This is a genomic window from Bacillus sp. K2I17, from assembly GCF_002209985.1.
GTDB lineage: Bacteria > Bacillota > Bacilli > Bacillales > Bacillaceae_G > Bacillus_A > Bacillus_A wiedmannii.
Window position 1 is genome coordinate 1 of sequence record NZ_NJGF01000139.1, and the last position, 25917, is coordinate 25917.

The following is a 25917-nucleotide window of genomic DNA, read 5'->3' on the forward strand; positions in this document are numbered from 1 at the left end:
ATTCATCTCCCACCTACTCACTTCGCGTTCCTTGAGGAAGGAGTCTTCTTGGCTAAAATGATAAAACCCCATTATTCCTTAAATTCCTCATAATTTCCGGATTGTCATTTTCTACACTATAAAAATATACTTCATCCATGTAATTTTCAATATCCCATTCTTTTATACTCCATTCATTCGTTGTAATAAGTATAATTTTTTTCGAATTTGTACTCTTCAGTTCATCAAGAAATTTTTTATATCTTTTTTCATTATCTAAAACTGTTTGAACAGGATAAAACAAAGTGAATGTATTTCCATTGCCTCTAGGATTAGACTTTGTATGAGTTACATAACTGTTTATATTAACAAGCATTCTACCTATTTCATAATTTGTTGTTGATTTAACTGTATAAGGCAAAAGATCCTTCTTAAAAGAACTATTAATCTGAAATGATATATCAGACATAGAACTCGTTCTTATAATCCCTTTATCAAATTCACGATTCAAACATCCCAAAATAACCTTTAATTTAGCATCACAATCATAACCTCTTACTAATAAGGGGTACGGAAACGATTCTGGGTATGAGGGGCCACTATGAAATAAAATCTAATTGATACAATAAAAACCGTAGAAATTAAATATTTTCACGGTTTTTATGTTTACCTAAGGCTCTTTAAATTATTTTACAACAATATAGAACTTGCCTGGCATTTCATTTTGTGCATCTTGAAATGTTTTTAAAATTAAATCTGCATAAGGCCCTAACATTTTTTGAGTACTCTCGAAAAATTCCCATTCTATTGTTATAGGAAGACCTATAAATCCAGTTAAACAGTCCCACAAAGCATCTGCAGTTTCCCCATAAAAACTAGGGAAATCTAATTGTTTTTTTAATGCTTGGTGCAATACTTCTTTACTAGTGAATGTTCTTCCATCCAATTTTACTATATCCATAAATTTAATCCCTCTATTTCCTATTTTACTTCGGTAAACGTTTTATAATGATCAGAAGTCTTATACACTAATCCATCATTAGAATAAAGAATTCTATCATTCCCTCGATACCCTGATGAATAATTAATATCCGCTTCATACCAAGTCCTATATGGGGTACTTGGTAATAGCCTTTCATTATTATAGTAAACATTTCCACCAATACTTTTTCCTGGAGCTACTTCGTGGAGATTTCCTTTCTTTCTATCCCATCCTAGAGCCTCAGCTTGTTGCTTTGTGATGTAATTATCCGGTAATTTCTTGCTTTATTTTATATACTGAGCAACTTCATCAAAACCCGTAGGATAATGCGTGAATTTTGTATTTTTGGCTGCCGCTTCTAAAGCCTTACCTTTCTTCTCAAAATCACCAATCTTTCCAAAAACTTTACCAACAACTCGTGTTGTACAACCAGATACGACAGCCAGTGTCCCCCATGCATAATCTTCTGGAACATATTTTTGACCTGTTACTAAGTCTTCCCTTTTTATGAGTTGTCCAATTTCTTTTCCTGTACCAATTATAGGTGTAATACCCAAATAGTAATAACTAATCGACTCCTTACCCGAAAATAAATTAATATAGAAAAAGAGAGATAAGGTTAAAATACCTTTATCTCTCTTTACTCTCACATATTATGCGAAGGATTTTTTTGTTTTGCGGTTGATCCGTTTTCTTAGTTTGATGGGCATGGGGTTCCGCCAACATAACGTGAATATCGTACGATAAGGAATAATCGGTTTTTGTAAACTGTTAATTCGTTTGTAGTAATCAAAGGAAGATTACAGAGGGGGCGCTTAAAGCTTATAAGTATGGGTTGGGCCTTTTGTACAGTAACATCATACATTTGTTACTACCTATATTAATTTAATTGATAATATGAGATACCAAAAACATCCTGCATGTTTGAACCATGCAGGATGTTTTTAGTCTTTGTTTTTCATAATGTAAGAAACCAGACGAAGGATCTCCAAGTATAACCATACTAATGTCATCATAAGCCCTACTGCACTGTACCATTCCATATACTTTGGTGCTCCACTATGAACACCATTTTCAATTGAATCGAAATCTAGTAATAAATCTAATGCAGCGACAATAATTACAATTGTACTTATGATGATACTAATTGTCCCACCTTGGTGAATATATGGAACAGTCACCCCTAAGATGCCCAGTAAGAAAACAATAAAATACATAATAAGAATTCCAAGTGTTGCAACCGTTACAACCGCACGAAACTTTTTAGTCACTTTTACTATTCGAGCTGCGTATAACACTAACATGGCAAATAAAATCGAAATTGTTAGTAATACGGCAGTTAAAACGATAGAATCACCAAATCGCATTGTATAATATGCTGAAATACTTCCTAATAAAATACCCTGTAATACTGCGTAAATCGGTGCGCAAATTGGTGATATGCGAGGAATGAATATAACTACAAATGCGACAATTAGAGTAACTATTATAATTCCAATTAACACAGGTATTTTCATTGTCCCTTGTGTCATTTGTACGTATGAATAGACAGACGCTGTAAGAAGTAAGATAAGCAAAATGAATGTTTTTGCTATCGTTCCACCAATAGTCATTGTAGAAGTATTTGTCTTCTCTTTATGAAATTTTTCTTTTTTTAATATTGGATTAGTTGTTCTCATTTGTTCCTCCTAAATACACTCTACCTTTAAAGTGGATCTTTATATTTCTAATTTTTTATCAATGATACGCCCTGTAATAGCTGCTAGGACAATTATGAATAAGCAAGTAAAACATACATCTAAAATAGTAAATCCTTCACTAGGATACAGTGATGTGTCAATAAAACCATTTTTATCTATGAATTCCGTACTCTTTATAGTGATTACATATTTCTCTAATTTACTTAATAAATCCAGTACGACTGTTTGGATTGTTAAAAATAAAGCAAAGAAAATAACAGATAAAACCATCTTACTCTTTGATGACTTTATAGGAATCAACTTTGTAATTACCATGATGAAATAACAGGAGATTAATATACTCATGAAATCGATTCCCCATAATAAAACAGAAAATATGTGATGAAGAAATCCATATGCATATAACTCATGAAATTCCTGTTGGTATCCCCCGACTACTTTTCCACCGTAGGTACTCTGGGAGAAATAGTATAGAAAAATTAAGCCTATTACTAGGAAAAGAATAAACATTAACGTGAAAAAGAATAAATTTGCATATATATACTTTTTTCCTGAGATGGCTGTATAACGTATCATGGTATTTTTTAGCATTTTATTGAAAGAAGGCAAAGCTATTAAAATCAGTAAAAATGCAGTGCTACCTATTATTGAAATAGATATACCTAATGTTATATCCTTTGTAAGCTGATTTGTAACCTCCGATAATCCCATCATATTAAATAAAAGAAGTAACGAAATAGTAATAAATCCAAAATAAAAAACGGCTATCTTTTTTCTATTACAATTAAATAAATAATGAAAAAGCGGATTCATTTCCCAAAAACCTCCTTAAATAACTCATGTACTGCTTTTCCATGATGAAAACGAATTTCTTCTACATTTTCATGCAATACAATACTCCCGTCTTTTAAAAAGATTACCTCATCAAATATATTTTCAATTTCCTCTATTAAATGAGTCGAAATAAGAATGGTACTATCTTCACGATAAAAGTTAAGAATTAAATCTAATATATGCTTTCTAGAAACAAGATCAATTCCACCCAATGGCTCGTCTAATACATATACCTTTGCTTTCCTTGAAAAGGTTAATATTAGCTGCAATATCCCTGTTTTCCCTTTTGATAAGATGCTTATATTCTCCTCTAGCGGGATTTTAAAGTTAGCTACTAATTCTATTGCTTGTTGTAGATTAAAATCGGCATACATATCTCGATAGAACAACAAGGCATCTTTTACAGTCATCCATTTTTCAAAAACAGGACTATCGGGCATAAATGAAACGATTTTTTTCGTTTCTAATCCCACCCTTTTATCTTTAATTGTAATACTTCCTTTAGAAGGGTAACGTAAACCAGATATCATTTTTAATAATGTCGTTTTACCACTACCATTTTCACCAACAAGACCGATAATTTTCCCTTCTGATATTGTTAAGCTTACATCTTGAATCACTGTTTTTAAATCATATCTTTTCGATAGATTTTCAATTTTCAATAATTCTTTCATTCATTCCCCTCCTTTTTCTTTTCCAAAGAAGAATGGAGTATTGAGAGAATCTCCTCTTCCATAAAACCTAAATTATTCATTCCATTTATAAAATTATCAAGCAACTCTTTAGCCATTTCTTTGCGTAGCTCTGTAATTTTTTCTTCATTCATTGTTACAAATCTTCCTGTTCCTCTACGTGTCTCAGCAACACCTTCCCGTTCTAGCTCTTGAAATGTACGTTGAATTGTATTTGGATTCACTTGTAATTCCCCCGCTAATTCACGTACAGCAGGAATTTTTTCACCTGGCATCAAACGTCCTGTTACAATTTCTTTTTTGATGTATTCCATTACCTGAACATAAATGGGGATATTAGGAGAAAACTCAGTTCTCATTTCTTTCCTCCTCTGTATTAGTGTACTAGACAAATAGTACACTAATGTAAATTATATGTAAATAGTTATTTTGAAAACTATAATAAATAAAAGAAGAGCATAAATTCTTATTAACAACTGTAAAATAATGTGATTTCTACTTTGAAACAATTCAAGATTTTAACTTGATGGGCACCTGGTGGGACCCCATTAATAAGAAAAGGCGTAGAAATAAGGTCTATTTCTACGCTTTTTTTTAAATTATAAATTTCAACTCAGTTTCCTAATATACACTGATTAAATTCAACAGTTCTACTAAATTAAAAATAAAATTAGATAATGCCCTTATTCTATCTTTACAGTTTCTTTCTATTATGCCCTAGTTTTTAATTAAGAAACTACAATATAAACTTCTTCCAAAATTATAAAAAAAAATTCCAGTTCTATAAAAATAAAAAACGAACATTTAGAGGATGCTTAAAAAGTTAAACTTGATGACCATGTAGTGATTAGATATATAAGGTTTTTCCTAAAATAGGTCGCCAGTCATTACACTCATAAACTCTTTAAAAAACTGTTCATAATTCATTTGCATTGCGATCCTATGTTTTGGACGATTACCGAATGTTTCTGGTTCAAAGGTAGACCTGAAATCTCCTATACTTTGTCCTCGTACAGTATCAAGTACATTAACCGTAACTGCTGATTGATGGTACGTAAAAATATCATCACGATTAATCGCAATCAAAGTGAGTGCATCGTGAACCGGGCTACCCTGTATTCCAGGAACTTTTTTTTTATAAAATTGATAATAGTAATAGTCTAAAAGAGGCTTTAAAAACTTAGTTTTTCCTTTAGAGTGAATATAATTGACCATTTCTGGTGTTACAATAGCGGATTGTGTAACATTCAAAGGATAAATTGATAGATTTTTTGCGTATCTCATTACAATGTTGGCAGCTCCAGGATCGCCATAAAAGTTAGCTTCAGCAATAGGAGTAACATTTCCTGGATATAGAAAAGATCCGCCCATAATATAATAAGAATGTACATATTCCATCATATCTCCATAAAGGAGAAATAAAGTTGCAAGTGAAGTTAGCCTGCCGGTATTCACGATAATAAGTTCATTTTTATACTGTTTTATAAGTGTAAGAACTTCAAAAAAGTTCTCAAATGTTTGAAGCTCTAGTCCTGTTTGGATGGGTCCTATCCCAAATTTACCGTGAACTTCCGGATAAAAAGTTTCAGTTTCTGAAGACATAGAATGCTCCGCCCCACCAAAAACTTTTATATATTCTTTTCCTACACTTTTAAGTAAAAAACGAACATTTCTAACAACTTCAGCTTGAGGTACGTTTCCATAGTCTGCAACAATTCCTATAACGTCAATTTTATCTGTTAAGTGCGCATATATGATAGCTATTGTATCGTCAATTCCAAAATCTCCAAAAAACAATACTTTTTTTCCCATACAATGTGACTCCTTATTTTTAATGGTTTTTTCAACAGATTATAATTATGGGATCGTAGTCGTAGTACAAGGTTATTCCCAAGTCATTTTGTAGTATTGTTTCTGCGATAATTTATCTATTTAACATATAATTTCGTTAACAATGAATACATTCCTTTTCTATAAAATGAAATAGTATATAGTTACTAATCTTAACGTATTTTTTCTGATATCCCATGCCACATTAAGTGGCCCCTAAAAAATATAATTGTATATTCCGAACTAAAAAAGCAAACGTTTCATTTGGAAACATTTGCCTTACATGGTTTGACTGTGATGCCGTGATAACCTATTAATAAAAATAGATTCCAACAGAAATTTATATTACTCCTTCAAATAAATATAATCCTTGCAGCAAAACCATATATACTATATACACGTATACATTAAACATACTTTAAGGAGAACAGAACATGATAAAACATATACTCAGTTTCATACTCGGAACATTTGTTATGTTAATTGGTTTCTTATGGGTTATTCCCTACACCCTAGAAACCATTGACAGTAATGTAAGCTATATTACTCATGACAAAAAGTATATTAGTAAGCTATACGACTATGACATTAACCTTTGGATGATTGCAATATTTATATTTTCCATTTTTTCTGCGATTTCTGTTTTTATATTAAAGTTACCTAATTATAATAGGAGCAAAAGCACTCATATAAAAAAATATAGTCAAACAAATCAGCGAAAAAAAGCAAAGAGAAGGCGTCGTAAATAATTGTTTTCTTATATAAAGAGATAATAAAGTTATTGTTTAATTCTTTTTGAACTAACTGTGCAAGATAGTTTAATAGGGATGATGATATAATTAAGGGCAGTTTACTTTATATTATAATTTATGAGGTGGAAAATGGACTCTTTAGAATTAAACAAATCTAAATATATTGTCTCTAATATCAAAGATATTTTGCATAAAAAGCTTATTCTTGATAAACCGCTAACTAAAGATGAGATAAAAAAATTAAACTTAGTTAATCCTACTGTATACGAAAATGAGAAGTATCTCATTCAAGAACGGTGGTTTTATAGTATTAATATCGGAGAATGGGAAGATGTAGATATTATTATTGAAGGAAATAATGAAAATCCAAATGTTCAGATTATCGAAATGGCAGAAAAAATATTCGATGAACTCCATCTACATATAAGTTGTGCACTAAAATATTTACAAAAATTCTTCCCTAATCAAGAAATGAAGAACTACTATCTATCCACTATATATTTTGGAAAGATGGTTAATTTTGACGATTATATATTTCCTGGTTTTAGTTTAGCATTTATTTATGAAGGGATCTTTGAGTTTCAGTATAAAGTAAAATTTAAAGACAATGGATGGCCTATTGGTTTTGAAGGTGGGCCACTTTAATAATCATAGATACCTTTTTCTTATTGTGTGAATTTAAAATAAAGATTAACTGTTTATAAAAAAGATGCAACGCTTTAGCCAATTGTAAGGACTACTTTTCCTCTGCCGTGACCACTTTCGATCTCTCGATGTGCGTCTGCGGCTTGGTGAAGCGGAAATGACTTCCTGATGTGGATGTGCAATTTCCCTTTGGAGTAAAGCTCTACCAGCTGGGCAAGCCGATTCACGGACCTTTGGCTGCGTATAGGGCGAACACCAAGCTCCTCTACAAGGTCGAAAGCAACAATTGTGCCGATTCGTTCTTTGTTTTCGACAAGCCCCAACGATGCGCGCAGAGCATCGTCCCCAGCGGCATCAAGGGCTACGTCCACGCCATCCGGTGCTAGAGCACGAACTCTATCAACAAGACCGTCTCCATAAGTGACAGGGATTGCACCCAGCGATCGAAGGTAATCATGGTTTCGTTCACTGGCCGTACCGATGACAGTTGCTCCCCATGCCTGGGCCAGTTGTACAGCGAATGTACCAACTCCACCAGCTGCAGCGTGAATCAATATGGTGTCTCCCTTGTCAACACGAAGTTCCTGTAATGCGGTGTGAGCCGTTTGACCAGAAGCTGTTATTGCACCAGCCTCCTCCCAAGGCATACTCTGTGGCTTATGCACAATCTGGTCAACGCTAACCACTACATATTCTGCATAGCAGGCCAGTAATGCCCATCCAAGTACTTCATTGCCGATAGAGAAGTCTGTAACTTTATCCCCGACTTGATCAATAATTCCTGCGAATTCGTTACCGAGAATCTGTGGATACTGCACCGAAAAACCGGGTGGTGCCCAGCCACTACGCACCGACAAATCGAATGGCTGGATTCCAGCAGCCTTAACCCGGATCCGAACTTGCCCTACACCAGCATGAGGGGTATCAAATTCCATTACTTTCAAAACATTTGAAGGACCAGAAGTAGAAATTGCAGCAGCTTTCATGCTATATCCCTCCTTAAAGGGTAGGAGTTCCAGCTTATGGTGGAGTGGAATTGAGCATGAATTAGGTAATTATATTTATTAACACCCAAACAGGCGAAATTTAAAATCTCTTTTTCTTGTTTGAAAAGATTAATTGATCGAATCGTTTGATCGTTATTCATAGGTAATCAGCCCTTTACATTATTTTAAAATGTAATCTCAGGATTACGAATTGACATGTTCTGCTATTGAACGATCATTTAATGTCTTTATTCAACTAAGCACCTCGATGGTAAATCCACCCGGGGTCTTAACATAGAATGTCCAGCGATGGGCCCTTTTGGGTGGTTTTACATCAAATCCATCATTCTTCAAGTGTTGATAGATCTCGTTCACCCGTTCTTCGCTCTCCTGTGAAAAACCAATATGAAAGGACTTCGGATAACTGACCTGAGTACCTTTCATCAAAGCGAGCAATAATCCATCTTCGTCTAATAGTACAGCGGACGAATCGCCATGCGTGCTCTTAGTTTGTAGGCTGAAGTATTTCTCCAAGAACTTTCGAGCATCGTTAACGTCAGTGACCGTTAGGTTGATATGGTTTAGTTTCAAAGGTTCCACTTCATCTCCATATTCACTGTTTAAGAATGCCTTCCCAAAATGGGAAGTAGTTAAGAAAAAATACTCATAATTAAAATAGTAGAATCCTTTAAAATCTTTGAAAGTTTTTATTGCTTACATGTTTTATTCTATAATTGATTATTAATAAATAAAAAGACATTTTAATATACCTCTTTATATACTCGAGTATATGAATAAAGGAGTGATGAATGTGGAACTACTGCAACTGCATTATTTTCTAAAAGTCGCTAAGTTGGAGCATATGACGCAGGCTGCGCAAGAGCTTCACATCACGCAGCCTGCTCTCAGCAAAACCATCGCTAGGTTGGAAGAGGATTTAGGTGTACCATTATTTAATCGCCAAGGAAGGAAGATTCGACTCAACTCATTTGGAAAAGCGTATCTAAAGAAAGTAGAAAAGGCACTCATGTTACTTGAAGAGGGTAGAAGAGAAGTTGAAGATCTTGCGGCAATGGAAAGAGGGCGTGTTTCTTTAGCAACAACAACTCATAAATGCTTTTCTGATGTAATAGGTTCTTTTATATCCTTGCACCCTGATATCAAACTTCAAATCACTCAAGCTTCAGAGAGGGAAAAGGTGCAACAGCTCCGAAGTGGAGATATCGATTTTTGTATCACTTTCCCTCCTATTGAGCAGACGGGGATAGAGGGATTGTCTTTTCTCACTGAAAAAATCTTACTAGCTGTTCCTCATACACATCGATTTGTTAATCGGAGCAACATAGACTTGAGAGAAGTGGCTAATGATCCTTTTATTTGTATAAAGCAAGGGAATCCATTCCGAGAAATGACGGATGAATTTTGTCAAAAAGCAGGATTTACTCCGAATATTATATGTAAAGTTGACGAACATTCTGCAGTAAGTTATTTCATCCGTATGGGAATTGGTATTGCTTTTATGCCAGAAACCTTAATAAAAAAAATAGAGACGTCATTTCATTTAGTGCATATTGATAATCCTATTTGTCAGCGTACCTATCAAATCGCACGGCTTGAAGGCCGTTATATGTCCGTGGCGGAACGTAAATTTCAGGAGTTTTTTGTCCAGAACTTTACTGATTTAAGGAAGTAATAAACCCTTAGTTTAGATTCGAACTTTATCAGCCTATAGCTCTAAATATTAGGACCCGAAGGTAAAAGGTTGAACATGACTGTCTCCTTTCTTAACTTTCAGGCCAACGATGGATTCATACATGATCACACCTCTTCTTACATAAATTAACTAGTAGTCTCTATTTAGTAGTTGATAAATTTAAAAATTATTAATATGAAGTAAAATAATACTTTTAACATACTGGAGCTTTTTTCCCATAACATACGTAGACATATATCTCAGAAACTTATTGAACGATCTTCCATTAAAGGGCGTGATTGTGGAGTAACACAGGCAGAAAATGTTCAAATTTTTTTATGAAATAATGGACTAAATGAAAATATTAAGAACGTGTTTTGATCAATCTTTTTCAAAACACGCCCTTTTCTATGATCGTTTATCAAGATTATTAGTATCAAATTGATTAAACTTTATTTTAAATCTACAATATAATTCTGTATCAAAACGGTTCGTAGTAAGCTGTACTCCAGTCTTTGTATTATCCTTATCTTATACACTTCAACTTGCAACATGTTTGCAGTACCCTTGCTTAAATCATAATAAACGTAATATATCCACTATCAAGATAGTATACACTTTCCTTGCACATACTTTCTTCCTACTTATATACTTACCTTCGCTTCTCCAATATCCTGTTTTTTAATTAAATCTAAGTAAAAATGTGAGACAGTTGTATTGTAATAAGGAGAAATGAAAATAAATGATAGATTAAACGTAAACATTCCTATAAATGTAGCTAATAAAAACCAACCAATAAATGATAGCCAAAGAACAAATAACTTTAACTTTTGTCCTTTCATTATTCTTTTACTTTCTCTCAACGCTTCACTTGCTGTATAATCAGGATTCTCTACTAATATGTAATACGACATGGAATAAGAAAAATATTTAATAATACCTGGAACAATTAATAAGAGACTCCATAAAAAAAGAAAAATAGCTTGCAACAGGCCCAATTTTACTGATCTAAACAAATTGCTTTTTTTAAATCCTAGAAATACATCGTCCACTTTAGCATCTTCATTTTCACCTAAATGTAAGGTAAAAGCAGAATATCCATAATTAAAGATGCCTTGTATAGAACTGTAAATTAAGAAACAAATAAGTCCTAAAAAAATATAACTTAGAATAAGTAAAACTAGTGCAGTAGGGTCTACTTGGGGTTGCCCACTAATTGAATAAACAAAGATTACATCCAAACCAATTACCCCAATAAACAGGCCAACTATTAAATACATGAATGTCGCGATTGCTGATGCACTAAAAGTAGGTACAAAATAGTTTAACGCTGATACTCCTATACCTCCCCCCCATTTACCATCTAACGAATTCAGTGCTGCTTTCTTTAAATTTCTTATCATACTTGTATTCCCTCCTTTTTTCTTATTTTCCTATACTGAAAAAACAAAAGAACTTGTAGCAGGCCCCGCTACAAGTTCTTTTAGCCAAACACTTTAACTCAGTAAAAAATCATTTATTCTACACAATCGGGGGTAATGCCTAAAATATGATTTGTTATCATCATTATATAACATAATTATGAATTTTTGTTAAAAATTATATATATTCAGACAAATATTTCTCCACTTTTTTACTTTTTCCCATGTAGTTTTATCTACTGAAAATAAGTAAAAAAACATTTGGACTAATTGGAACAAAAGTTTTTTTATGAACATGAAAAGACCACCTACACAATTTCATAGGTGATCTTTTTTGTGATTTTGCACTTGTGCACTACTTTAAAAACACATCACAAATTCATCTTATTTGTTAAAGACTTAATTCTACAAAACAATTCTAGGAGCATAAAGTAATTCTTTCAGCATATGAACACTTCGAGTATGATATCATCACTTATTCTTAAATAAAGGTGCTATTTTATCAATCCGATTTGTCCAAATTCCACCTGTATAATCTTCAGGAATACGTTTTATATCTTCGGATGAGTCAAATCCACTTGAAAATCCAAATCCATTTCCACCTACAATGATAACGCGAGTATCTGCTTTATCCATTCTATTAAGAAAACGGTTCGGCCATCCCCAAAGCCAAGGAGCTACTTTGTCTGGAATATGCAACTCTCCATGCTTTAGACTTGAAGGCATGTAACCAGTCCACCCTAACGCAATATAAGTAAGAAGATCCTTTTTCATAGTTGCTTTTGACATTGTTCGTAAACTAGGGATACGCTCCTCAATCGCAGCAATTGGTTTATCACCACCATATACAGTTAGTTGCTCAAGGCGTTTTGCTGGTAGTTTCTTGAGATAATCAGCCAATTGGATTCCTTCATTTTCATCATCACTTTTGATATGAATAAGAAAAGAACGATCTGGAAAATGGTTAAGTACTTCATCGAGTGTTGGCATAAGATTAATCCCTTTACCACGGAACGGGAATGTTTTCCCCCCATCAGCTGTATAACCGTATCCAATATCAAGTGCTTGTAATTCTTTTGTTGTAAAATCTCTTGTAACACCTTTACCATTAGTACGGCAATCAAGCGTCCAATCATGAAAAATAACAAAATTATTATCTTTAGTTGGTTGAACATCAAACTCTACTAGATCAGCTCCAGCTTTAAATGCAGCTTCCATAGATGGAATTGTATTTTCTAAATAAGAGTGTTCAGGTTTATTTATACGTTCTGCTGTACATGTATCACCCTCAATCCCATCCATGCTGAATGTTTGTGAAAGTCCTCGGTGAGCAAGAAGAATAGGAGCCCCCTCGTCCCTTTTAGCAAAAAAAGAACTGTTATTTACATAAACAAATACAAATAGGATAAGAATTATCCAAGTCGTTTTACGTTTTAGTAACCTTTTTATTTTATTCATTATATTCTCCTCTTAACTACTCATTGAAGTCATTTAAACAATGTTAGACTTTTTAAATACTGATAAATGTTACATCCTATCTTACTACATTTCAATGGATTACATTGGAAATTATAGGTTAGTACTTTGATATGAAGCGGAAGAAATTGAAATTAACATATTGTGATACTTTTTCTATTAGGTAATTGTATGTCTTATGCATGGATTTGAAAAAAATTATAGTGTTTTCTTCTCTTTCGATTAATGAAATTCAATTGATTTTTAATAAAACTATTTAAATTACGTTTTTTTATTTGCTCTAACAGGGGTCTCGCCACACATCCATCAACTTAAGAAAAGTCAACACCTCAAAAACAAAAAAAGAACTAATTTCCTAAAATTAACAACTATAGAGAAATTAATTTTTCGTTTAGAGGGTAATTAAAAACCTTAACTTGATCGCGCGAGACCCCTATTAGCTGAATAGCAATGTGGAGTTACCCCTAACATATGGATAGAAGTATTTTCAAACAACATTATTTTAAAGCATTCATTTATTTGCAACAAAACAAAATATTTTATGTATTATCTGAAGAACAATAATTTTCAATCAAAAACAAAGGAGGAATAAGAATGAAAAAATTTAAAATTAGTATGATGGCATTCGTAACGACGTTGTTAGTATTGTTGGTCCCTTCTTCTACATTTGCAAACACAATAGAGCCTTTTAGTTCTGGATGGGATTACTTAGGAGAAGAAACGCTATATTCAAATGGTGCTGAAAGTTATCTATATGCCTCGACTGGTGGAGATTACAAGATTTGCCGAGCTGCTGAAGTAGGTTCAACTAGTAAGTTAAAAGTTGAATTATGGGAGTACGATCCTGATAGCTATAATGATTATGTAGGCGTACGATATTTAGGACCTGGTGAATGTGGGGTTTTCAGAAATATTGGTGGTTTTGTGGATGGAGGAAATCAAGCGGAATTTTTTGCGAAATCAAGATCTAGCAGTAAGATGCATTTAATCTTTTTTGATTAATTCATTAACAAAATGTTCCGCTCTTTGTTTACTAACTATATTGTCTTCTGTTAACTTAATTCGTTAAACAGCTCTCTCTATTAAATTTATTCTTAATTTTAAAATAGTAATCACATCACTTTTCAAACGAAAATAATTAATTAAGGTTTTACACTTTCTCAATATTACGGTATCAATTTTCTTATATAATTAAATTATTCTTTATTTATTTTATGTATCTGTTCCCTTTGAACCCTACTTTTATAGGGTTCCTTTTTTTATAATCATATATTTATTAATTAATTTATCAATTTCCTGACTTAAATGGAGGACTTTCATATGACTAAAGCCATGTTTATTTACCAGTTCTACTAATTCTAATTTTTTATTTTCTATTAGATCATTTAACTTCGCCACTAACATAAACTTTTTTCTTTCACACTCCCCCTGAACAAAATAAAAAGAGCTGCTCCCAGCTCTTGTATAATAAAATCTTTATTATTGCAGTGTAAATTTTTCCACATTCTATTATAAATGAATATATATGAAGCCAACAACAATAATTTTAGTCTATTAAGAAATAAAAAAGCAGCAATATTCTATTACTGCTACAACTTCTTTATAAATTCATTATTTATAAAAATATATTCTTCTGGTCCATCAGATTCACCATACCAAACTTCCAGCTTTATAATATGTGCTGCTACTTCTTTTAATATCACATTCATAAATAATGAAATAGGTGTTACGTTATGTTCTTTAACTCTGTAATTCTTTAGATTGGCTATAAATGACCATTCATAGCCTTTTAAATTTGTATAATAGTCATTCTCTTCTTCCCAGTTGTCTACGTGCCACCTCATATATAGAAAATCATCTTCTGCTAATGCTTCATCTATCTGTTCCTTTGTAAATGGAATGTCTTTACTTTGATTAACTTTTATATATTCTTTAACAAATGGAAACTTTAAAGCTGCTTCTTCCCAGTTTCCTGTACTTATTAATTTCACCAATTCTTTATATTCATCCTTTATAATTACTTTACCTCGAAAGGCTGTATACATTTCAAAAGACAATTTTTTCACCCTCTTAAATTCATTATGAATTTAATTAACATATATATCTTAACTACACAATAGAAGGTTTTAAAAATCGTATTATGTTTCCCTTTTCACTAAATTCACTCTCATTGTTACAATTTTTTGAGGTAAGATCAACTATATAACTCTCTGAAATTTTAAAAGTTCTTTCCTCATTAAACATTGTCAAAGGAACTGATACTCCAACATTATTATCTAAATGACTTAGTACCATTACAGGGATAGTTTCTCCTTTTAATAAATCAACATATGAGGTCTTAACTTTATAATAATGCCCTTCTAAAAAATGCATTTTTCCGTTTATTAAATCCACTGCAACTCCATTATTACAATACGCTAAGCTTTGATTTGAAAAATGAATATCATCCGATACTTTAATAAATTTCATTGTTTTATTATCAAATATATAGTAACCCTCTCTTACTACAAAGAGATTATGCGGATTGATAAACTCTAGCAAATAATGTGTGATTTCAAAGCTAGTATCTCCCTCAATCATTTCTCTGTATTCTACATAAAGTTTCTCTAACTTTTTAAATGTACTTAGTTTGATCCCCTGATTTGGTCTTGATGCAAGTGTTAAGTCATCTAATACCCATTTAGCCACGTATGTTGACGTTGGAATCATTTACAATATACCCCCTTCAAAATTCTATATATGAGCATATAAACTATTTAAATTTAATAAATTGGACTCTACTTAAAGTATAGGCAGAATCTATTTAATAACTAAGATAATTCTCTAACTTTTTCATAATAAAATGTTTAAAAATAATAATGAGTTATTCAGTTTGTATTTAACTGGTGGTTTTCAAGGATATGTGACTGATTCGGGGTATGGGGGCCATCCTCATGTATAAGGGTTACAACGCTAATGTTCACTATAAAACCCGACATAAGATCGATTATGTTGGGTTTTATATGATTGTCTTTATTAAAAATTAAACATTATTTATAGAATCTATAAAATCGCCTATAACAGACATTCAAATTACATTTTTTGAAGTTTGGTCCCTGAAATTCACGTACCCCTAGCAGATGACAGCACTCCCTCTTACGAGAGTAATCCTGTATCTCTTGCTTTTTGCACGGCTTCTTCCTGATTTTTGACTTCTAGCTTGTCATAAAGAGTAGAGGCATAATTTCTAACTGTGCCATTTGATAAGTAAAGTTTCGAAGCAATTGTTTTATAACGGATTCCTTGAGACAAAAGATTCAAAATCTCTAACTCGCGTTTCGTTAAGCCATACTCTTTTCCATCTGACTTCAATTCGACTGACTCTTCCTCATCATTTCCATCCGTTGTGTTCGTTTGTTTTGTTAGTCCTTATCCTTCCTCAACAAATAAGACCAGAAAATCCATGTACAAAAAAAGAGCGCTTTTCTTCAAAGCCCTCTCCAATAGGAATTTACCAATCCTTACGCTTATCACAGTCACGATCATGATCATGATTACGTCTACGACGACATTCATCACAGTCACAGTCACGTCTACAACGACGGTCATCACAATCTCTATGTCTGCGTCCGCAGAACATTAAATCATTCCAAAATCTATTACAATCTCTGCAATGTCTGAAATTACAATTACATCCCATAAATATGATTACCTCCTCTTAACTTTAAGATTCATCATATCTTATGCTAAAAAACAAAAACAGCTTGTTTACTAGTCTACTTTCTGCATTTTAAAGTAATAATATTATTATCTAGTCTTTAAGCTTCAAATCCATTTCACCCCTTATCTTTCCTTAACAACAAACAAGACGCCACCTAGATTACGGCAGCATCTACGATAATTGCTATTGGTTTAATCGATTTATTTACCCTCACGTCATTTATTTCTTTGCTTCCATACCTCATTCTTTTTACGATAAGTATTCTTACCATTCATGAAGTCAGCTGTATTACCAGGAATGCTATATTTTTTATTGTTTTTCTTATCCTTCTTCTTCAGCCTCTTCTTTTCTTGTAAAGCTTGCAAATCCGCCTTCCATTGTTTCAACAAATCCTTTTCACGCCGCATCGAATTTGTACCCCTTGGATTAAAATGTGAATCAAATAATTAGATTCTATCTATTTATATAATCATTTAATTCAAATGACCATTTTGTACAAAATAAAGAGCACCTTACGATTGCAGGTGCTCAAATATATGAAGTGGGGTTACCCCATACTCCAATATATGCTTGTCCTTATAAAAGGTGCAAAATAAAAAGAGTACCCGTCCATTAGGTACCCTTCAACGAATAAGTATGGCGCTCCAAGTTTCACCTCATATGATAACTCGTCCCACGATTCATCATATGCTTGCCTTATTAGAATGTTCACTGTTTTAATGTGTAATTTCTATATAACAAAGAAAAAAGCATCCATTTTGGATGCTTAATGTGTACTAATATTAATATTGAATAGCTCTATTGATAGACTTTCTAGAACAATGAATATACTGGCTGAAGCTGATCTATATCCAATATTTTTTCCTGTAACATTAATAGTAATCTCCGCCAAATGGGTTTGCACATCATCTTTTTCAAAAATTTTATCTTCAACCTTTTCAATTATTGCTACATTATCCACTTCTTTAAAAGTTTTCAGTAATTTTGCTTCTAATAAAGTAAAATCAAAATTTTCATCTTTAACCACATCAAATTTAATTTTCATTTTTCTTTCCCCATTTTTAACTAGTTAATATATTAACATCGATATAATTATATATATTTGTATTGAATAATTCAAAAAATATGTTTTATTAACTTACTCATAGTTTTCCTATCTAATAGAGGGAGAAAAATAAAAACAATCGGAAAAAGTTCTTCTTCCAAGGTCACTCGCAACCTTCTCCAAACCACCGCATCATGAAATTTTTCAGCTCATATTAGCTACGCGCTTTACGTTCGGTACTTGGGAAAAGACTAAGAATCTTCTCGTTTATACTCTGTAGAGTCGGTCAATACTTCAGCTGGCCGATCTTGTGCTGACCAATCACGTTTGCATAATGTTTAATTTATATCCAAGACGTATATCTTTCTTCCGATGCCTTATTTGAAGCAATACACATGGAAAACTGAGGGAGCTCTGTCTATATTAGCTCAAACAAAGAGCGAAACCCCTTGCTCAACGAAAAATGTGAGTAATTCATTAAAAGTGTAAACCACATCGTCCAAATTGATGAAGTGAAGCCTATTTTAATATTTGTTTATTATCCAGAAACGCGTAACCATTCAATCATGAACAACCACCCCATTCCATTTCCAGAAACAAATGATAAAGAATAATAGAATTGTATTCACTTAAAAGGATTATTTCATTAAGTTTCTATAAAATGGTAATTAATATATAATTAAATTATTCAAATATTAGGTGGTGATGCAATTGATTGAAACAATCCGAATTGCTCTTTTCACTCTTGTAGGAATAAGTGCCATATTTTCTGTAATCAAAGAATTTCAAAAACCAGAAAAAAGAAAGTTTTGGATTACATTCGAAACTTTAATTCTGATCGGGGCAGCCTGGATGTTAATAGGACTTCTCGTGTAACCTACATAATTAGTACACCCCCTTGAATAAAACTCAATATTCCGTCAATACTATATATGACATTAGATTTTCTCCTTGTTCCCCCTTGGAGAACCAGCCGAGCAGTTAGTTTTTTAGCTGCTCTTTTATTTATGAAAAAAGATAAAATCCTTTATAATGATTTTTCTTTATTTCTCTATATAAAGAGCCTTAGATTTTCGTTAACAATCTTGTAGTACATGAACAAAGAGTAAGGCAAGAGTTACTCTTTGCCATTTTAGGAAAGGTCCTGTTGTAGACAACAGGGCCTTTATATAGATAGTTTTATTTAATTTTTCACCATTAACCACAAAAAATATTTTATAATCGTTATATACTAAATTAATTAATCGATTAGGAGTAGATCAAATGCCAGTTACACTAGAACTTATTCTTTTCATTCTTCTAGCAATTAGTGCTGTTGGCTATTTAGTAAAAGAATTTCAAAAAACTAGGAAAAGAACAATTGGAATTTCACTAGAATTCTTGGTTCTTTTCTGGTCAATATGGAGAATATCGACTATCATAATTTGATTTGTAAAACATGTATTCCTTCGAATAAAAATCAATATTATGTCCATAATGTTGATAGGCTTGTATGCCAAAATCCATTTAGTTTTCTCTGTATCTCCTTGTATTGAGCAGTTAGTTTTTGCTAGCTGCTCTTTTACTTATGAAAAAAGATAAATTTTTTATAATGATTCTTCTTTATTTCTCAATATAAAGAGTCTTGGATTCTCGTTAACAATCTTATAGTATATAAATAAAGAGTAAGGTAAGAGTTACTCTTTGCCATTTTAGGAAAGGTTCTGTTGGAAACAGCAGAACCTTTTTTCGTGATTTAAAGGTACTAAGGCAAAATGAAATTTTCACCATAAAGATAATTATTAAATATTTTACGCCCATACATTATAATGGAATAGTTATTGTATATTGGCATTAAGAGGAGCGACCTGATTAAGGACTTCTCTTTTTTTATAAAATAGCATTATTGCAATCTCCCTCTGTATATCTTCTTGATCTGCGTTTCAGTGAATTCCTCATACACAGCAAATACTTCAGGGAACTGACTCAAACACATATCAATAATTATGTCATCTGTAATTCTAATTAAGAACTACTTAACTTCACCCATGTAATCGTTGTGTAGGTAATAACTCCTAATCTCGCAATGGCAAGCGTTTGCTTTTAAGACTTCATACAGCTTGATTTTTGTTTCATCTATATCAAATATTGATAACTGCCCTTCGATTTCAACCTGTTCAATCATTTTCCCATTCCCCTTTCAAATCAAATGACATTTTGTTAGTCCTACTACGCTAACCGTGTATAGACAACTATATGTAAAGCTGTTAAAATATTATTGTGATTCTTATATAGTTTCATATACGACTTTTTCTTTGTTCATGGGGCTCTTACGTAGTAGTAAGAGCCATTTTTTATATAAATAGTTTATTAATATATTGATTCGAATATACAGTTGTAAAATTATTAGTTAAGTGCTAAAATTCCTTATATACTCCTTAGGGAGCTATCATGTAATTAACAAGAGTTTAAAAATTCTCGAATCTTAGCCCCTTAGAGCGCCCTCTAAGGGGCTGCAACAATTAAAATAATGTTTTTATTTATGAGACATTCATGTGTTATCTTCAATACGTTTTATTCTTTTTTATGTCGTGTGAGAGATATATACCAATCCTAGAAGCCCTAGCCCCCTTATCCTAGTTCTTCTCCATTTCAATAATAGTTTTATACATTTTTATTCTTTTCAAAAACTATATATTAGTTATACTTAATATTCAAATTATGTTATAATATTTTATGAAACATCACGTGTTTCAAATACAACATTTTTTGATGGCCTCTTATCTTTCCGTAAGAGGTCCTTTTTTCAAATAAAGCTTTTGTTTAATGTATATTATAAAAATTCATTTTCATAATAGCTTCCCTTATATGCTATACTCATTCATAAATAATTGTATAAGGAATGTTAAAAATGAATGATAGATCGTCAAGACAATGGAAAATGCGACAAAAGTTAAGAGAACTGAAAACCAAAAACAGAAATGATACAAACCCTTTGTTTAATGAATGCCTTGAATCCCTAGGAAACGAAACGCTCATTTTCTCTCAGAAAAAAAGCCAACAGATTGCTACTACTTTAATAGATTTATTTCCTATAACGGTCTCTGGAAGAATAGATTGGGAACAGTTAGACAATCAATTAATAGCTTCAAACAAAGAACAACTAATTTCCCTGATTAAAGCAAACCAACTAGATTTTGATGAACAGATTTTAATAATATGGGATAATTTTAAAATCCCAGTAGTAAGTACAAATCTTGATAAAGTATTCCAATCACTAGTTGACGTTGAGGCAGTCAGTTTTTATTACTGGCTATTAGGTAAAGATTATCGATTCGTAATTGAAATAAACAATGAAGAATTGATTAGGGTTGGGTTTCGCTAATACCCTAAGCATATTTCCTTAGTCTACAGTTCTACAAAATTCAAACTTTGTTTTAATCAAATACTTCAATCAATTGTAAAAGTTACGTAAAGATTGTTATAGTTCAATCTTCCTACCCCAGGAATCTGTCTATTTGGCAGGGTATTCTATTCGATTCCTAAATTTACGACATGCAAGAGCTTGTCCTATTAATACTATAAAGACGCTATTAATAACATAATCCCTTATGGATTCTTTGGATTATCAACCTTTTTCATAATTTTTATCTTAGTTTTTTATATTCATAATTCTGTAACATCCTTATATAATGTTTAAATCAATCATGTGTTAAACTTATAATATTCCAAAAATTACTTTACTTTTAGAATCGACAATTCTTCAATACCCTTAGTCTTGCCCTGTATCCCCTGCAGGGTTTTTATCATTTGGCCGCCAGGGGGAAATACTTCTTATCTGCTTCCTCAACCTTATCTGCGCTGTTATGTATCCCTCTAGCTCTCAAATCCTTTATGATCCACAAGATTTTCTTTCGTTTGTATTCATCTCGCCGTCGTTTTCTAATAATGTTACAAATTATTTTTGAGAAAGTATTTTGTTACAGTTAGTAAAACCGTTAGGATATTTCATATTTTCAAATATAAAACGTCACAAAAACGGACGTTTATGTTACAAATATCAACGAAAAACAAAGTTTAGTAAAAAATGTATTGATATAACCTATTTTTACACGTATCTCGGCGAAAAAAATAAAAGAAACTTTATAAATGTATAACAAAAAATAATCTATTTACCTACATAAAGTAGGCGCATAGATTATTTTTTTATAGACTTCCAAGTTTGTCCGCATCAGGATCTAACAAATGAGTCCAAGTAATTAATGGTGTCAACATAACAAAAAGAGTCCCGATTGATACAAACTCTTTTTTGAGTTTTTACAAAAGTAAACTTTTAAACACATAATTAAATTTCTATTATTTATTTTACCACCTGAACAGATACTGGTTTCCATCCCTGATTCTCTACCCAATCAATATTAACCTTATATTTTTTATTACTTTGCTTATCTCGTACATTACCGTAGGCTTTATTATTACCATTATTCCCAATAAAATCGAAAGTCAATTGGCTCTCTGGAACATCCACAGCATAAGAAATTGCTTTTTTCATCTCACTCCAATCTACTGTTCCTTCTTTAAATTTCATTTCAGGTTTTGCTCCTTGCTCTGTACCAATTGGCTTCCAAGAAGAATTAGTTTGAGAACCCTTTTCTTGAGATACCGTTTTTTCTCCCTCTTTATTTTTATTTTCATTTTCGTTTTCATTCGTTTTTACCGATTTTTCTGCTTTTAGTTTCCCTTCTAACTGTGCTGCTTCTTTATCTTCACTTTTCTTCCCTTCTATCTTTGTTGCTTCTTTATCTTCATTCTTCTCCTCTTCTATATTTGATGTTTCTTTATCTTCATTTTTCTTCTCTTCTATCTTTGATGTTTCTTTATCTTCACTTTTCTTCTCTTCTATCTTTGATGTTTCTTTATCTTCACTTTTCTTCTCTTCTATCTTTGTTGCTTTCTTTTCTTGAGCAATTGCTTTCTTTGATGCATCAGAAGGGGTAAACAACTGGTAGGTCACTATACCAACTGTCACTAATATCAAAGTAAATGCAATATTAAAAATCGCCTTTTGACGACGATTCTGTTGTTTTTCTTGAAACCTGCTTGCTTGTCCCATTCTTTAAACCTCCGTGTTTATTTTCTCCTCTACTCTTTATGTATTATCCCTATAATTCTTAATATTTTTATTAAATAATAGAAATGAACTACACTTTCCATACAGGATTTCATATCATAATAAAATTTGTTTTTTTCAAGCATCTGACATATGTTATTCAAAATAGTTTAATACATTAAAAATTGATAAGCTTCGGCACTTAAGAAACCTTCAATTTTATTCAAAGGTGATTCCAATTACGCCCATATTAGATCTTCTGTGGAAAGCTTTTTAACAATTAAGCCTCTTCTTCCCTTATTTATAATTTTTAAATTAACTTTCCCTCTATGGTATAATAAAGACGTTTCGTTTTCTAATGGGGTATGTCGTAAAATCAAAAGAGATTTTATCTCTTTTACCTTCTTTTCAGAGTAACTTTCACCACTAGGAAATTCTATTATTCCTAATGTAATCTTTAATTCGCTATCATCACAAAGCCACTCCTTATTAAGTTCCCTTATCTTTTGTATAAAGCTTCTTTTGGTTTTTCCTATATATAGCAATGTTATATTCTTAGCATCTACTCTAGAGATTGTAAATATCCCCTTCTTAGAAGCTTCTTCTCTATTATAAAAATCATTTATACTATACAATCCATACCATTTAATATGTACTGTTTCTATGAATCTCACCTCATTTTTAGACAATATTATAATTTCTGAATGTTCAAATTATTATGGGTACATAGTCTTGATTACTTGAATTATAAATTGTGCTTTTCAATAATACATTTTATTATTACTAATTTCAATATATAGTTTAATTACAAATCTATATAAAAAACAAAATGATGTAGTATCTAATAGTTTAATTTTCACGATATTAAACTATTGTGAAAAAAGATAGAGCGTTATGGAATAAAATATAATGTGTATGTACGTACATTTCTTTTAAAAGAAGTTTTGTAGTTTGCAACTGAATTACAAAAAATATAGATTTTTGGAAACTAAATTGTTAAAAAGGACTACATAGTTTAGTAGCCCTTTTTAAGTCCAGAAATCTGTATAATTGATGTTTTTACCTGTTAACCTCCGTAATGCATTAATAAGCTTGTTTGGATTTTTAAATGAAGAAAAAATATATCTTACAAATAATGTAACAACTATTTGAGTACATCCTCTGTTTTAGGACTCCTGATCGGTATTTTTGTTAGTGGTATTACTATACTCATATTTTAAGATATAACCCCGTATTAAATGGGATTGTAGCAGGAGCAATGAGAAGATTAATGGCATAATGATTGGTATTATGATATCCCAATCCGAATTGTATATCATTGTAATACTATTAATGATATTGTTTACAGCCACTTTGGTTACCATGAGTCGATGAATTTGTAGTCAACCTGTAAGAATCTACTTCCTTATTTTTAGGTGTCTTCACTACTATCATTCTCTTGTTAATCGTATTTCCCAATTGCCACTTTGCATCAGCTTGATACAATTATATTAGATGGGGTCCAATACATATTATTAAAATTAAGATGGTTCAAGTCGGAGGAAGGATACTCAATAAGTGTCTTTGCTTTATTTCTCAATATAAGAACTTTAAAAATATACTATTATTTAAATGCAAAATTCCTTTTGTCCAATGAGATAGTAATATCCAACCTAAAACCCACCTATTTCCGTAGATGAGTCTTATCTTTATTACACAATACCCAATTATACTCTCTTTTTTATAAACCTTATGCAATTATACATATTTGCGAAAATTACACCAAATAAATATTACATATAGTAAAATAAAAATGTGAATACATTCTATAAAACAGATTCTTTTGATAGGCGTAACATATCAATTATTATATAAGGTGTGGCGTCACTCTAATACTGATCTTAAATCTCTTGTATTTTGTAAACTAACAATCTGGTGTATATAGACGATTCTGTTTTATAGGATGTGTTTATAGGTATAACAAAGGGATAATACGGATAAGTTTATACTAAATGAACATGGTTCAAGTGGGAGGAAGGCACCTTAGGGTGTCTTTTCTTTATAAAAAAACTAATTCACTTTTTCCTTGTATAATTGCTCATATTACTTATAAATTATATGCATTTTTATAAAAAATATTGAGAGTACCCCAAATGGTAAATACAAAGACTCCATTTTAAAAAATATTAAATAAAATAGAGTCTCTTGTTAGAAATCTGAATTTAATTTTATACACAACCTATTCTTCAAACCAAAACAGAACTTCAATAGGTACTTTTAAAATCTTTGCTATATCATAAGTAAGTTTGAATGAAGGATTATATTTTTCATTTTCAAGATTACCAATTGTTTCCCTTCTAACACCCACCTCTTTGGCTAAATCTTCTTGAGACATATTTAACCTAACTCTATATTCTTTCATTCTAGTCTTAAGTGGCATCTTGCATTCCTTTCTTTTCTCGACGTTCAAATATTTCTAAATTAATTATAAATGTGCCTAAAGGTATGAAAACTGAAATTATAACGAATAACCGAATTACATGTAAATTTTCTAATATAAAAACACTTAAGAGTAGTATACTGCCGAGTACTAATGCTACGAAAAAAGCTCTTGTAGCAGCGATCCTAACATGCAGCATAAAAAGCTCATCTGGTACTACTTTTGCATATGCGAAGAAGAAAAAGAAACCGAAAAAATAATATGCCCATGAAATATTACCTAAAAATGTAAACGGACCTAAAAAACCAAAAAAACCAAGAAACCCTAAATATGCTAATTTATTTTTCATACAAACCTCCTATGTGATATATTTCTCTCCTTATGTTATAAATATATCACATAGACATGATAATAAAAAGGAACGAAAACAGTACAACTGTTTTATAAACGTCATGAATTCCTCTAAAAGTTACACCAATATTACTTAACGTAGTAGGATAATATTTAGGGGTTCAATACATATTATTAAAATTGAGATAGTTCAAGTCAGAGAAAGGCACCGTAGAGTGTTTTTTTATGGAAAATATTTAAAAGAAAGACACTAAAGGATGATATGATCCCCTTATAGTAGACAGTAAAAAGAAAGCACATTAATCTGTTTACTATGGAGGGGA

27 protein-coding genes and 3 pseudogenes are annotated in these 25917 nt (G+C 31.7%); 6 read left to right on the plus strand and 24 right to left on the minus strand.

Annotated features, from left to right (window positions below):
* Positions 1-52 precede the first annotated feature (52 nt).
* From CER22_RS31470 to CER22_RS31505, 8 genes and pseudogenes are all read right to left on the minus strand, one after another.
* Positions 53-400 (minus strand): hypothetical protein, encoded by a 348-nt coding sequence (locus CER22_RS31470; protein WP_179211970.1) that lies wholly within the window; start codon positions 398-400, stop codon positions 53-55.
* A 264-nt stretch (positions 401-664) separates the two neighbouring features.
* A complete protein-coding gene (locus tag CER22_RS31475; protein ID WP_088123238.1) occupies positions 665-940 on the minus strand; it encodes a barstar family protein in 276 nt (91 codons plus the stop codon).
* A 20-nt stretch (positions 941-960) separates the two neighbouring features.
* A pseudogene (locus tag CER22_RS31480) lies at positions 961-1524 on the minus strand (ribonuclease domain-containing protein); the annotation flags it as partial.
* Between the two features lie 381 nt (positions 1525-1905).
* A complete protein-coding gene (locus CER22_RS31485) occupies positions 1906-2640 on the minus strand; it encodes a Bax inhibitor-1/YccA family protein (RefSeq protein WP_088123239.1) in 735 nt (244 codons plus the stop codon).
* A gap of 39 nt (positions 2641-2679) precedes the next feature.
* On the minus strand, positions 2680-3474 hold the full coding sequence (locus tag CER22_RS31490) for an ABC transporter permease (RefSeq protein ID WP_088610540.1): 795 nt from the start codon (positions 3472-3474) through the stop codon (positions 2680-2682).
* A complete protein-coding gene (locus tag CER22_RS31495; protein WP_088610541.1) occupies positions 3471-4169 on the minus strand; it encodes an ABC transporter ATP-binding protein in 699 nt (232 codons plus the stop codon). The genes CER22_RS31490 and CER22_RS31495 overlap by 4 nt, the downstream gene beginning before the upstream one ends.
* Positions 4166-4546, minus strand: a complete 381-nt coding sequence (locus tag CER22_RS31500) for a GntR family transcriptional regulator (protein ID WP_088123242.1) — start codon at positions 4544-4546, stop codon at positions 4166-4168. Before CER22_RS31500 ends, CER22_RS31495 begins: the two co-directional genes overlap by 4 nt.
* A gap of 508 nt (positions 4547-5054) precedes the next feature.
* The gene (locus CER22_RS31505) at positions 5055-5999 is read right to left on the minus strand and encodes a nucleoside hydrolase (RefSeq protein ID WP_088610542.1); all 945 of its coding nucleotides are present in this window, start codon (positions 5997-5999) and stop codon (positions 5055-5057) included.
* Between the two features lie 452 nt (positions 6000-6451).
* Between CER22_RS31505 and CER22_RS31510 the strand changes: the two genes are divergently transcribed.
* On the plus strand, positions 6452-6766 hold the full coding sequence (locus CER22_RS31510; RefSeq protein WP_088610543.1) for a hypothetical protein: 315 nt from the start codon (positions 6452-6454) through the stop codon (positions 6764-6766).
* A gap of 132 nt (positions 6767-6898) precedes the next feature.
* Entirely contained in the window at positions 6899-7414 is a 516-nt protein-coding gene (locus CER22_RS31515; RefSeq protein ID WP_088610544.1) for a hypothetical protein, read from the plus strand.
* A 74-nt stretch (positions 7415-7488) separates the two neighbouring features.
* Here CER22_RS31515 and CER22_RS31520 read toward each other — a convergent pair whose 3' ends face one another.
* Together CER22_RS31520 and CER22_RS31525 are read right to left on the minus strand one after the other, a co-directional pair.
* Positions 7489-8400, minus strand: coding sequence for an NADP-dependent oxidoreductase (locus CER22_RS31520; RefSeq protein ID WP_088610545.1), 912 nt, complete (start codon positions 8398-8400; stop codon positions 7489-7491).
* 252 nt (positions 8401-8652) lie between these two features.
* Positions 8653-8991, minus strand: coding sequence for a VOC family protein (locus CER22_RS31525; protein ID WP_088610561.1), 339 nt, complete (start codon positions 8989-8991; stop codon positions 8653-8655).
* A 220-nt stretch (positions 8992-9211) separates the two neighbouring features.
* Between CER22_RS31525 and CER22_RS31530 the strand changes: the two genes are divergently transcribed.
* A complete protein-coding gene (locus CER22_RS31530; protein WP_088610546.1) occupies positions 9212-10093 on the plus strand; it encodes a LysR family transcriptional regulator in 882 nt (293 codons plus the stop codon).
* Between the two features lie 644 nt (positions 10094-10737).
* Here CER22_RS31530 and CER22_RS31535 read toward each other — a convergent pair.
* Complete coding sequence (locus tag CER22_RS31535) at positions 10738-11496, minus strand: DUF975 family protein (RefSeq protein ID WP_088610547.1); 759 nt, start codon at positions 11494-11496, stop codon at positions 10738-10740.
* A gap of 489 nt (positions 11497-11985) precedes the next feature.
* A complete protein-coding gene (locus tag CER22_RS31540; RefSeq protein WP_088610548.1) occupies positions 11986-12972 on the minus strand; it encodes a glycerophosphodiester phosphodiesterase family protein in 987 nt (328 codons plus the stop codon).
* A 612-nt stretch (positions 12973-13584) separates the two neighbouring features.
* Between CER22_RS31540 and CER22_RS31545 the strand changes: the two genes are divergently transcribed.
* Complete coding sequence (locus tag CER22_RS31545; RefSeq protein WP_088610549.1) at positions 13585-13992, plus strand: hypothetical protein; 408 nt, start codon at positions 13585-13587, stop codon at positions 13990-13992.
* 240 nt (positions 13993-14232) lie between these two features.
* Here the strand turns inward: CER22_RS31545 and CER22_RS34255 are convergent, their stop codons facing one another.
* The 7 genes and pseudogenes from CER22_RS34255 to CER22_RS31580 all read right to left on the minus strand — a co-directional run bounded on the left by CER22_RS34255 (position 14233) and on the right by CER22_RS31580 (position 17735).
* Positions 14233-14394, minus strand: a complete 162-nt coding sequence (locus CER22_RS34255; RefSeq protein WP_075313841.1) for an aspartyl-phosphate phosphatase Spo0E family protein — start codon at positions 14392-14394, stop codon at positions 14233-14235.
* Positions 14395-14579: 185 nt separating this feature from the next.
* On the minus strand, positions 14580-15035 hold the full coding sequence (locus tag CER22_RS31555) for a hypothetical protein (RefSeq protein ID WP_088610562.1): 456 nt from the start codon (positions 15033-15035) through the stop codon (positions 14580-14582).
* A gap of 64 nt (positions 15036-15099) precedes the next feature.
* Positions 15100-15699, minus strand: coding sequence for a hypothetical protein (locus CER22_RS31560; RefSeq protein ID WP_088610550.1), 600 nt, complete (start codon positions 15697-15699; stop codon positions 15100-15102).
* A 426-nt stretch (positions 15700-16125) separates the two neighbouring features.
* Positions 16126-16371, minus strand: a pseudogene (locus tag CER22_RS31565) (response regulator transcription factor); the annotation flags it as partial.
* 109 nt (positions 16372-16480) lie between these two features.
* Entirely contained in the window at positions 16481-16669 is a 189-nt protein-coding gene (locus CER22_RS31570) for a hypothetical protein (RefSeq protein ID WP_088610551.1), read from the minus strand.
* Between the two features lie 236 nt (positions 16670-16905).
* The gene (locus tag CER22_RS31575) at positions 16906-17097 is read right to left on the minus strand and encodes a hypothetical protein (RefSeq protein WP_088610552.1); all 192 of its coding nucleotides are present in this window, start codon (positions 17095-17097) and stop codon (positions 16906-16908) included.
* 359 nt (positions 17098-17456) lie between these two features.
* Entirely contained in the window at positions 17457-17735 is a 279-nt protein-coding gene (locus tag CER22_RS31580; protein ID WP_088610553.1) for a hypothetical protein, read from the minus strand.
* A gap of 711 nt (positions 17736-18446) precedes the next feature.
* Here CER22_RS31580 and CER22_RS33470 point away from each other — a divergent pair.
* The gene (locus CER22_RS33470; RefSeq protein WP_088610554.1) at positions 18447-18611 is read left to right on the plus strand and encodes a hypothetical protein; all 165 of its coding nucleotides are present in this window, start codon (positions 18447-18449) and stop codon (positions 18609-18611) included.
* Between the two features lie 1006 nt (positions 18612-19617).
* Here the strand turns inward: CER22_RS33470 and CER22_RS34015 are convergent.
* Positions 19618-19899 (minus strand): annotated as a pseudogene (locus CER22_RS34015) (hypothetical protein).
* 726 nt (positions 19900-20625) lie between these two features.
* On the opposite strand from CER22_RS34015, the gene CER22_RS31595 reads away from it, so the two are divergent.
* Entirely contained in the window at positions 20626-21099 is a 474-nt protein-coding gene (locus tag CER22_RS31595) for a CDI toxin immunity protein (RefSeq protein ID WP_142293627.1), read from the plus strand.
* Between the two features lie 975 nt (positions 21100-22074).
* Here the strand turns inward: CER22_RS31595 and CER22_RS31600 are convergent.
* The 4 genes from CER22_RS31600 to CER22_RS31620 all read right to left on the minus strand — a co-directional run bounded on the left by CER22_RS31600 (position 22075) and on the right by CER22_RS31620 (position 25592).
* Entirely contained in the window at positions 22075-22827 is a 753-nt protein-coding gene (locus tag CER22_RS31600; RefSeq protein ID WP_088610557.1) for a YrrS family protein, read from the minus strand.
* 236 nt (positions 22828-23063) lie between these two features.
* Entirely contained in the window at positions 23064-23498 is a 435-nt protein-coding gene (locus CER22_RS31605; RefSeq protein ID WP_142293629.1) for a sodium:proton symporter, read from the minus strand.
* 1544 nt (positions 23499-25042) lie between these two features.
* Positions 25043-25243 (minus strand): helix-turn-helix transcriptional regulator, encoded by a 201-nt coding sequence (locus CER22_RS31615; RefSeq protein ID WP_088610559.1) that lies wholly within the window; start codon positions 25241-25243, stop codon positions 25043-25045.
* Positions 25233-25592 (minus strand): DUF3796 domain-containing protein, encoded by a 360-nt coding sequence (locus CER22_RS31620; protein ID WP_088610560.1) that lies wholly within the window; start codon positions 25590-25592, stop codon positions 25233-25235. The genes CER22_RS31615 and CER22_RS31620 overlap by 11 nt, the downstream gene beginning before the upstream one ends.
* Positions 25593-25917: the final 325 nt, after the last annotated feature.

Coding starts and splice junctions, on each gene's coding strand:
- CER22_RS31475 (WP_088123238.1), bottom strand. CDS start 940: ATGGATATAGTAAAATTGGATGGAAGAACATTCACTAGTAAAGAAGTA.
- CER22_RS31485 (WP_088123239.1), bottom strand. CDS start 2,640: ATGAGAACAACTAATCCAATATTAAAAAAAGAAAAATTTCATAAAGAG.
- CER22_RS31490 (WP_088610540.1), bottom strand. CDS start 3,474: ATGAATCCGCTTTTTCATTATTTATTTAATTGTAATAGAAAAAAGATA.
- CER22_RS31495 (WP_088610541.1), bottom strand. CDS start 4,169: ATGAAAGAATTATTGAAAATTGAAAATCTATCGAAAAGATATGATTTA.
- CER22_RS31500 (WP_088123242.1), bottom strand. CDS start 4,546: ATGAGAACTGAGTTTTCTCCTAATATCCCCATTTATGTTCAGGTAATG.
- CER22_RS31505 (WP_088610542.1), bottom strand. CDS start 5,999: ATGGGAAAAAAAGTATTGTTTTTTGGAGATTTTGGAATTGACGATACA.
- CER22_RS31510 (WP_088610543.1), top strand. CDS start 6,452: ATGATAAAACATATACTCAGTTTCATACTCGGAACATTTGTTATGTTA.
- CER22_RS31515 (WP_088610544.1), top strand. CDS start 6,899: ATGGACTCTTTAGAATTAAACAAATCTAAATATATTGTCTCTAATATC.
- CER22_RS31520 (WP_088610545.1), bottom strand. CDS start 8,400: ATGAAAGCTGCTGCAATTTCTACTTCTGGTCCTTCAAATGTTTTGAAA.
- CER22_RS31535 (WP_088610547.1), bottom strand. CDS start 11,496: ATGATAAGAAATTTAAAGAAAGCAGCACTGAATTCGTTAGATGGTAAA.
- CER22_RS31540 (WP_088610548.1), bottom strand. CDS start 12,972: ATGAATAAAATAAAAAGGTTACTAAAACGTAAAACGACTTGGATAATT.
- CER22_RS31545 (WP_088610549.1), top strand. CDS start 13,585: ATGAAAAAATTTAAAATTAGTATGATGGCATTCGTAACGACGTTGTTA.
- CER22_RS34255 (WP_075313841.1), bottom strand. CDS start 14,394: ATGTTAGTGGCGAAGTTAAATGATCTAATAGAAAATAAAAAATTAGAA.
- CER22_RS31555 (WP_088610562.1), bottom strand. CDS start 15,035: ATGTATACAGCCTTTCGAGGTAAAGTAATTATAAAGGATGAATATAAA.
- CER22_RS31560 (WP_088610550.1), bottom strand. CDS start 15,699: ATGATTCCAACGTCAACATACGTGGCTAAATGGGTATTAGATGACTTA.
- CER22_RS31570 (WP_088610551.1), bottom strand. CDS start 16,669: ATGGGATGTAATTGTAATTTCAGACATTGCAGAGATTGTAATAGATTT.
- CER22_RS31575 (WP_088610552.1), bottom strand. CDS start 17,097: ATGCGGCGTGAAAAGGATTTGTTGAAACAATGGAAGGCGGATTTGCAA.
- CER22_RS31580 (WP_088610553.1), bottom strand. CDS start 17,735: ATGAAAATTAAATTTGATGTGGTTAAAGATGAAAATTTTGATTTTACT.
- CER22_RS31595 (WP_142293627.1), top strand. CDS start 20,626: ATGAATGATAGATCGTCAAGACAATGGAAAATGCGACAAAAGTTAAGA.
- CER22_RS31600 (WP_088610557.1), bottom strand. CDS start 22,827: ATGGGACAAGCAAGCAGGTTTCAAGAAAAACAACAGAATCGTCGTCAA.
- CER22_RS31615 (WP_088610559.1), bottom strand. CDS start 25,243: ATGCCACTTAAGACTAGAATGAAAGAATATAGAGTTAGGTTAAATATG.
- CER22_RS31620 (WP_088610560.1), bottom strand. CDS start 25,592: ATGAAAAATAAATTAGCATATTTAGGGTTTCTTGGTTTTTTTGGTTTT.